General features: G+C 56.4%; 1 protein-coding gene. It reads left to right on the forward strand.

Annotated features, from left to right (window positions below; all coding sequences use genetic code 11):
* Positions 1-57: 57 nt before the first annotated feature.
* Complete coding sequence (locus AC1D0P_RS31090; protein WP_477680247.1) at positions 58-267, forward strand: cold-shock protein; 210 nt, start codon at positions 58-60, stop codon at positions 265-267.
* The last annotated feature ends 131 nt before the right edge of the window (positions 268-398 follow it).

Consider the following 398-nt stretch of genomic DNA (forward strand, 5'->3'; position numbering starts at 1 on the left):
ACACTCCGTTGCGCTCCTGCGCGGCGGGATTTTCAACATGCTATGAAAGGGTTCRTYATGAYCACYGGCACAGTTAAATGGTTCAAYTCCACCAAGGGCTTCGGCTTTATYCARCCTGACAACGGCGATGCGGACGTCTTCGTCCACATTTCCGCGGTTGAGCGCGCAGGAATGCGCACGATCGTCGAAGGCCAGAAGCTCAGCTTCGAGCTGGAGCGCGACCGGAAGTCGGGCAAGAYGTCCGCAGGTCAGCTTCAGGCTGCCTGATCAGGAATTTGGCTTGACGATGACCACGGATGTACTGGCATCGGCGCGCCGAGTTTGATAGAAAGCCAGGCAAGTGCCTGGCTTTTTTGCTATCCGTAGACTGCGGCGAACCTCAGGAGCCATATATGACC

This window comes from Polaromonas sp. P1_G2 (assembly GCF_056405515.1).